The organism is Acinetobacter sp. (assembly GCF_041919735.1).
Taxonomy (GTDB): domain Bacteria; phylum Pseudomonadota; class Gammaproteobacteria; order Pseudomonadales; family Moraxellaceae; genus Acinetobacter.
Genome location: NZ_JAYRTF010000013.1, coordinates 89,874 through 98,595 on the forward strand (window position 1 = coordinate 89,874; position 8,722 = coordinate 98,595).

The following is an 8,722-nucleotide window of genomic DNA, read 5'->3' on the forward strand; positions in this document are numbered from 1 at the left end:
GCATCATGCAAAACACCTTTTAAAATCGTCCTGCAGCAAGCTGGACGATTTTTTTATCCCTTAAAAATGTGTCCTGACTTGAATGCGTCTGTGGCTTATCTTCGCTAAGAATGGCCGAATAGAAAAAACATATTTTTCAGACGAAAGAAAACAGTAGTCAAAGCCAGTTTTCTAGGTTACAACAATTGGACAGCATTGATGTATGCGGAACTTATACATCGCATAGGCTTAATGAGCTTATAAGAATCAGGTATATAAAAGCCTTTTTGGCATAAAAATGGATAAAAGCATAAGGAGTACAGGATGCTTGGCAATATGATGTTTCAGCCTTTATTAATCAGCAGCATGATTGAACACGCAGGGCGCTATCATTCCGATACCACTATTATTTCTAAAAATACAGATTTAAGCATCACTGAAACAAACTGGGGCAGTATCCGTGATAATGCTAAACGGTTTGCCAATGCGCTGAAAAGCTTAGGCGCACAGCAAACGGACCGTATTGCCACCATTGCATGGAACAACCACCGCCATTTAGAATCATGGTATGCCATTTCTGGCAGCGGCATGATTTGCCACACCATTAATCCGCGCTTATTTCCGGAACAGCTGGTATTTATTATCAATGATGCGCAAGACAAAGTTATTTTATTTGATAAGACTTTTTTGCCGCTGATTAAAGCCGTTAAACCGCTGCTGAAAAGCGTCGAGCATTATATCTGCCTGGATGCGGCAGATCCTGCAGTGACCGAGCAAATGCCGGACGTCAAATTTTATGATGATCTCATTGCACAGCAGTCCGCCCAGTATGAATGGCCGGAACTGGATGAACTGTCTGCCAGCTCGCTCTGCTATACCTCCGGCACCACAGGCAACCCGAAAGGCGTGCTTTACAGCCACCGTTCTACGGTATTGCACAGCTACGGTATTTGCATGCCAGACTCTTTAAATATCTCGGCACGCGATATCATGATGCCTGTGGTGCCGATGTTCCATGTCAATGCATGGGGCACGCCATATGCCGCAGCGATGGTGGGCTGCACCATGGTGCTTCCAGGGCCGGGCTTGGACGGTGCAAGCTTAGCCAATATGATCGACACCTATAAAGTATCGGTTGCATTGGGTGTGCCGACCATTTGGCAAGGGCTGATCAATGCCGCGCTGCAAAGCGGATCTAAGCTGGAAAGCCTCAAACGCAATGTCGTTGGCGGCTCTGCTTGCCCGCCATCGATGCTGAAAACCTTTAAAGAACAGTTTGATTGTGAAACCATTCATGCTTGGGGCATGACTGAAACCAGCCCGCTCGGGACATCCTGCCAATTTAAAGCCAAACATCAATCTTTAAGTGATGATGCAAAACTTCAAATCCGCCTTTCACAAGGCCGTCCGCCATTTGGTGTAGATCTGCGCATTACCGATGAAGAACAAGGCACGCATGAGCTGGAACGCGATGGCGAAACCTCAGGCAATTTGCAGATTAAAGGCCATTGGATTATCAATAATTACTTCGGCAAATCTGAATCTGCATTAACGTCGGATGGCTGGTTTGATACCGGTGATATTGCGACTTTAAATGAGGATGGCTATTTAAAAATCAGTGACCGTTCAAAAGATTTAATTAAATCCGGCGGCGAATGGATCTCTTCTGTCGAGCTGGAAAATATGGCGATGGGGCATCCTAAAATTGCCATGGCGGCAGTCATTGCGGCTGTGCATCCAAAATGGGATGAGCGTCCTGTATTGATTGCCATTAAAAAGCCGGATGCCGATTTAACTGAATCCGAAATTTTGGATTACTACGCAGACAAAGTCGCAAAATGGCAGATTCCAGACAAAGTCATTTTTGTAGACAGCATTCCATTAAGCGGCACAGGCAAAATGCTGAAAAAAGACCTGCGAGAACAGTATGGCAATGTCTTGCTGAACAGCTGAATTTATCATTGCTGATCAAATAGCCGAATAGTTTTAAAGTTAAAGTATTGGCGGTACAGGAAGCTCAATCAACGATTGGGCTTTTTGTTTTATGGATTTGATCATTTTTAAATTGAGCGCAGAGGATAAATGCACTGCATTTAAAAACGCGTTTATGATTGATAAAAAATCCTTCAAGGAAATATAACAAAGTTCAATCATTTTAAACGGCTGACAGCCTCGTAATCCCGAATAAAAGGGAGTACATTGCAGCCTGTCCATTTCTCATTAAACCGCGAAATAATTTAGGTTATTCATGATCTCCAGCTGGATTTTATTTACGTTGATGGCGGCATTCATGCAGTCATGGCGCAATGCCTTTCAAAAGCAATTAAGCACCACAGTGGATGTTTATGGGGTTACGCTGGCGCGGTTTTTATTCGGCTTTCCTTTTGCCGCAGGGTATATCTGCTGGCTGTATCAGTCACATCCTATTATTCAGCCGGTCCATTTTACGCCTAGATTTTGGCTGTACATTTTTATTGCCGGATGCAGTCAAATTTTAGCCACCATTCTCATGGTGATGCTGTTTAAGCAAAAAAATTATGCGGTAGGCGTTGGACTGGCAAAAAGCGAGGCGATTTTAGCCGCGTTGGTTGCAGTGATATTCCTGCATGATCATTTAAGCGCTCTAGGCTGGGTTGGGGTGTGCATCGGCGGATGCGCCGTATTCTTATTGAGTAAAGGCAGTCAATCGCAGCCGTTGTCTGTCCGAACCTTGCTGATTGGTGTCGGAAGCGGGCTGAGCTTTGCTGTCACTTCGCTGCTGGTGCGCGAAGCCAGTTTAGAGCTGGCAAGCCTGCCTTTTTTGCATCGGGCATCCTGGGTGCTGCTCTGCGTGATTGGTTTCCAATGCTTGAGCATGCTGCTGTATTTATCGCTCTTTAGCCGTCAAACACTCAAAGCGATGGGACAGCGCATTGGCCTGACCTTTAAAGTCAGCACATGCAGTTTTCTGGCGTCTTTAGGCTGGTTTACTGCCATGAGCATACAGTCTGTTGCTATTGTAAAAACACTGGGACAAATTGAAATCCTGTTCAGCCTGCTGATTTCGGCATATTTCTTTAAAGAAAAACTCGCCAGAACCGATCATTGGGGCTTGGGCCTCGTGGTGATTGCGGCCATGATGGTGATTTGGACCTAAACACAAATGGCGTGATATCTGCGTAAAATCAGTCCAATTACGGTTCAAGTGACCCAGAACACAATATAGATAAATAATTTATCTCCAAATTTGCAGCAACACGCTGTATTATTTCAAGAAGAATATACCTTTATAGAAGAACTGCTGAGTACCACATGGCAACAAATACTTATCAAAATTTTTATAGAAAATTCACCAAGAAAATTTTAGATAAAATTGTCAGCCCGCAAGTATTGGGCGATACACAAATTCTGGAAAATAAAGTCAACATTGATAATCCTGACCAGTTTCCAGTCTGTTATGTCATTCAAGATGATTCGACCTCCAATCAGGTGCTGATTGATAACGAAACCGAAAAACGTCAATTGTCTTCAGCTTTTGCGCCTTTGGTCATGGGCGAGTATCAGGAAAGCGATTCATTCTTGACCTTAGAAGCCAGCAAAAAGAATGCGTCTTCTTTTTATCCGGATAAATTGATCCGCCTGGTTGAGTATTTATTAAAGCATCCGGAAAGTGATGTATTGCTTGTTCCTGTCACAGTGCTTTGGGGGCGCGCGCCGGAAAATGAAGACAGCTGGTATAAGGCGCTGATGGCGGATGCATGGACCAAACCGACTGGGATCAAGCAGGCTTTAAACATTACGCTGTATGGGCGCGAGAACTTTATTGAGTTTCATGCGCCTGTATCGTTGCGCGGCTTAATTCAGAAAGCCTTGGAAATCAGCCCGAATTTTTCACCTGCACATTATGTGGTGACTGAACTCAATACATTGTTTAACCAGTATAAAGAGGCCATTTTAGGGCCGGACTTATCCGACCGCCGCAATGTCATCAATAAGCTGATGATGACCGATGCCGTGAAAGAAGCCATTCTGACGGAAAGCATTCATAAAAAGATCAGTGTGGCGCAAGCAGAGAGCTTGGCTAAAAAATATTTGGATGAAATTGTTTCGGATTATTCCTATTCAACCATCCGTTTTGCGGATATTGCCTTAACCAAGTTATGGACACAGCTGTATGACGGTATTGAAGTGCATAACTTTGATATGGTGCGCGAGCTGTCCAAAGACTATGAACTGGTGTATACGCCGTGTCACCGCAGCCATATCGACTACTTGCTGCTGTCTTTTGTCATTCATAAGCGCGGTTTGATGGTGCCGCATATCGCTGCCGGCATTAATCTGAATATGCCTGTGGTTGGCCAGATTATGCGTGGAGCAGGGGCTTATTTCATCCGCAGAAGCTTCAGCGGCAATGCGCTGTATACCACCGTATTTAAAGAATATGTACATAGCCTCTTAAGCCGCAATACACCGCTGGAATATTTCATTGAAGGCGGCCGTTCACGTACCGGCTTATTGCTGCCTGCGAAAAAAGGCATGCTGGCCATGACCATTCAAAGCCATTTGCGCGGCAACAGCAAACCGATTGTGTTTATTCCAACCTATTTTGGTTATGAAAAACTGCTGGAAGGCTCAACCTATATTAAAGAGCTGGGCGGCCAGAAAAAGCAGGCCGAGTCTTTATTCGGCTTATTGAAATCAATTCAGAAAATTGAAAAGGTTTTTGGCAAGGTTCATGTGAATTTTGGTGAGCCGGTATACCTGGATGATTTGCTGCAAGCCAACCATGCGCCTGAACATGTGGCTTTGGAAGAAGACTTGCCGGACAGCGTCAAAGGGGCCGTCAATGCTGCCGCTGAAGATATTTTGGAAAATATCAATAAAGCCGTGGTGATTAACCCAGTCAGTTTAATTTCATTGGTGCTCTTGAATGCCCCAACTCATTCTTTGGCTGAACGCGATGTTTTGCTCCGCTTAGAGCAATTCCGCAATTATTTAAAAACCAACCGTTATGATGACCGCATGCAGATGACTGAGTTGTCAAATCATGAAATTATTCAATATGCGATTCAATTAAAACAGATTGAATTTATTGAACATGATAATGAACGCTGGGTGAAAGTCTGCGATAAGCAAGATGCCTTGCTTAAATATTTCAGCAACAACATTTTGCATACTTTTGTCCTTGCGGGATTAACGGCTTATGTCCTGAAAGCATTGTCTGCTGAAACCAATTCAGTTTCTCAGGAAGAGCTATTGACTCACATCAGCGCCGTATATCCGGATGTTAAAAAACAGTTCTTCTTAAAATGGGAAGCAGAAGATATTGCCGCGCAAATAAGCCAAGTCTTGGCATACTTTGAAGGCGAACGCTTAATCCAGCAGGCAGACGGCGATATTCAAGTTCAAGCTTCAGATGAGGCATTAAGGTTCTTATCCGCATTCGCGCATTTATATGAAATGAATTTGCCAAAAGAAGCTGAGCAAAAGCCTGAAAAAGGCCAAAGTTAAAGAATTTTCTGTTGTGAGCTTCTGAGGCTGTTTTTTAACATCGCTTTGCTAAACGCTTCATGATTAAAGCCAGACCCTAAAGTCTGGCTTTCTTTTTCGCAGTCAGGCACAAGCGCAGGGCAGAGGCTGCTGAACATAGCTCATAAACATTAATTCTCCAGCAAATGCAGACAAAAGTTATCAATTCAGTCAAATCCATCTATAATAACGGCCATCTTTAGAGAATCAGCTTCGTGCAATTGCAAAATTGCGTTGGTGTTTTCAGATTCTTGCCATTTTGTATTGTTTTTTAGTCAATTATTGTTCCGTAATGCGGCTGATTGATTCAAATTTTAAGTTTTATGCGCCATTTGCAAACGCATAAAAACATTTAGGTGCCTGCATGGAAATCAAAGTCAATTATCTTGATAATCTTCGACAAGAAGCGAAGTTCGATGACTTCACGGTAATCGCCGATCAGCCAATCCGCTACAAAGGCGATGGTTCAGCACCGGGGCCATTTGACTATTTCCTCGCGTCATCGGCACTGTGTGCAGCGTACTTTGTGAAAGTGTATTGCGCAGCGCGTGACATTCCCACAGACAATATCCGTCTATCGCAAAACAATATTGTAGATCCTGAAAACCGCTATAAGCAGATTTTCAAAATTCAGGTTGAACTGCCATCTGATATTTCTGAGAAAGACCGTCAAGGCATTTTGCGTTCAATTGACCGCTGTACTGTGAAAAAAGTCATTCAAACCGGCCCAGAATTTGTCATTGAAGAAGTGGAAAGCATTGATGCCGATGCGCAAGCCTTGCTGATGCCGAGTTTAGCTTCTGAAACCAGCACATTCATTCCTGGCAAAGATCTGCCTTTAGAAGAAACTATTGCCAATATGTCCGGCATTTTGGCTGGTTTAGGCATGAAGATTGAAATTGCGTCATGGCGCAACATTGTGCCGAATGTTTGGTCGCTGCATATCCGTGATGCGCAATCGCCAATGTGCTTTACCAATGGCAAAGGCTCAACCAAAGAAAGCGCTTTAGCGTCGGCCTTGGGTGAATTTATTGAACGTCTAAACTGCAACTTCTTCTATAACGATCAGTTTTGGGGTGAAGACATTGCCAATGCTGAATTTGTGCATTATCCCGATGAAAAATGGTTCCAGCCAGGCCCAAATGGCGAGCTGCCAGTCGAAATTTTAGATGACTATACCCGTGAAATTTACGATCCTGAAAATGAACTTTTAGGCACGCATTTATACGACACCAACTCAGGCAATATGGCGCGCGGTATTTGTTCATTGCCATTTGTGCGTCATTCAGATGGTGAAACCGTTTATTTCCCATCCAACTTGATTGAAAACTTATATTTAAGCAACGGCATGAGTGCCGGAAACACCTTGGCAGAAGCGCAGGTGCAATGCCTGTCTGAAATTTTTGAACGCGCCGTGAAACGTGAAATTTTAGAAGGCGAGCTGGCGCTGCCGGAAGTTCCGGCCGAAGTTCTGGCTAAATATCCGCGTATTGTCGAAAGCATTAAAGGTTTAGAGGAACAAGGTTTTCCTGTGCTGGTTAAAGATGCGTCATTACGCGGCCAATACCCAGTGATGTGCGTAACCTTGATGAACCCGCGTACAGGCGGAGTTTTTGCATCTTTTGGCGCGCATCCTAAGCTTGAAGTTGCTTTAGAGCGTAGCCTGACTGAGCTGCTGCAAGGCCGAAGTTTTGAGGGCTTGAATGATTTACCGAAGCCGACTTTCAGCAGCAACGCCGTAACTGAACCCAATAACTTTGTTGAACATTTTATTGATTCCAGCGGCGTAGTGTCTTGGAAATTCTTCAGCGCAAAATCTGACTATGATTTTGTGGAATGGGATTTCACCAGTGAAGGTGAACATGCCAATGCCGAAGAAGCGCAAGCCATGTTTGAAATTCTGGAAGATATGGGCAAAGAAGTCTATATGGCGGTGTATCAGCACTTGGGCGCGACAGCATGCCGTATTTTAGTGCCTGATTATTCTGAAATTTATTTGGTTGAAGACCTGATTTGGGACAATACCAATAAAGCGCTGCAATTCCGTGAAGATATTTTGAATATTCACCGTTTGGACGATGAACAGCTGGTATCTTTGGCTGAGCGTTTAGAAGAAGTTGAAGCAGATGACTACACGGATATTGTCACCTTAATCGGCATTGAATTTGATGACAATACGGTTTGGGGTCAGCTGACTATTCTTGAGCTTAAGTTGCTGATTTATATTGCGTTGCAGGAATTTGAAGAAGCCAAAGAGCTGGTTGAGCAGTATTTGCAATACAATACCAATACGGTAGAACGCGGCTTATTCTATCAATGCCTGAATGTGGTTTTAGAAGTTGAATTGGATGATGATCTGGATTTAAATGATTATGAAGCCAACTTCCGCCGTATGTTTGGTGATGAGCGTATGGATGCAGTTATTGGTTCTATGGACGGCAGCATCCGTTTCTATGGTTTAACCGAAACCAGCACAAAACTGGAAGGTTTAGACCGCCATTTACGCCTGATTGACAGCTATAAAAAACTGCATGCTGCACGAGCAAGAGCTGTAAACTTATCTATTTAATATCAAATATTTAGATAAATAAAAAGAGCTTTTCCAGTGATGGGAAAGCTTTTTTTATTACGATATTTACCCAACAAAGGCTAGGGTGTTTTTTATTCAGATGGGCCAACACCGAACATTGTATAATAATTATTCAATACAAAACAACATCTTAGAATCTTAGCAATACTGATTTTAAGAAAATTTATAAAGGATCATCATAATATTAGAGCAATAACCGATAAAAACTGATAAGTGATCAGCGATAAATACGGCAGGTAATTAAACAATGAAATGGAGTTCAATAAAGCTCATATCGGAAATTTAAAACTTGCGCTTTGGCAGGTAAACAGTATTGACGTATATTTTCTGAAAGCCGAGATTGCATCAAAAGCTTTTATACAGAGGCTCTTAAGAACATATGAAAAGAACTGACTGCCAAGAAACATGGTTTAGGAAAAGACTATTAGTATTATTAATAGTCATGTGCTTGAACAACAGCAAATTCAAATATTAATACAAATACAGTAATGCATATACTTGCATGAACTCAAGATATAGCTGTTATTCACCAATTAAAATGTCTATGCGATAAACCATTTAAAATGTCCTGTTTTTAACCACAAGAGTCAAGCACAGGATTTAAGTTTCTTTGTTCAACAACAGCTTTCTGAGCTTTACGACTTG

The 8,722-nt window shown here is 42.8% G+C and carries 4 protein-coding genes; all 4 read left to right on the forward strand.

Translation table 11 applies throughout. From position 1 onward, the window contains the following. Positions 1-303 precede the first annotated feature (303 nt). Complete coding sequence (locus ACE3T3_RS09445) at positions 304-1,932, forward strand: long-chain fatty acid--CoA ligase (protein WP_374666260.1); 1,629 nt, start codon at positions 304-306, stop codon at positions 1,930-1,932. A gap of 295 nt (positions 1,933-2,227) precedes the next feature. Then, positions 2,228-3,115 carry a DMT family transporter gene (locus ACE3T3_RS09450; protein WP_374666262.1) on the forward strand — a complete coding sequence of 296 codons (888 nt, stop codon included), beginning with the start codon at positions 2,228-2,230 and terminating at the stop codon, positions 3,113-3,115. A 155-nt stretch (positions 3,116-3,270) separates the two neighbouring features. Continuing rightward, entirely contained in the window at positions 3,271-5,469 is a 2,199-nt protein-coding gene (plsB, locus tag ACE3T3_RS09455) for a glycerol-3-phosphate 1-O-acyltransferase PlsB (protein ID WP_374666264.1), read from the forward strand. Positions 5,470-5,851: 382 nt separating this feature from the next. After that, on the forward strand, positions 5,852-8,056 hold the full coding sequence (locus ACE3T3_RS09460) for an OsmC domain/YcaO domain-containing protein (protein ID WP_374666266.1): 2,205 nt from the start codon (positions 5,852-5,854) through the stop codon (positions 8,054-8,056). Positions 8,057-8,722: the final 666 nt, after the last annotated feature.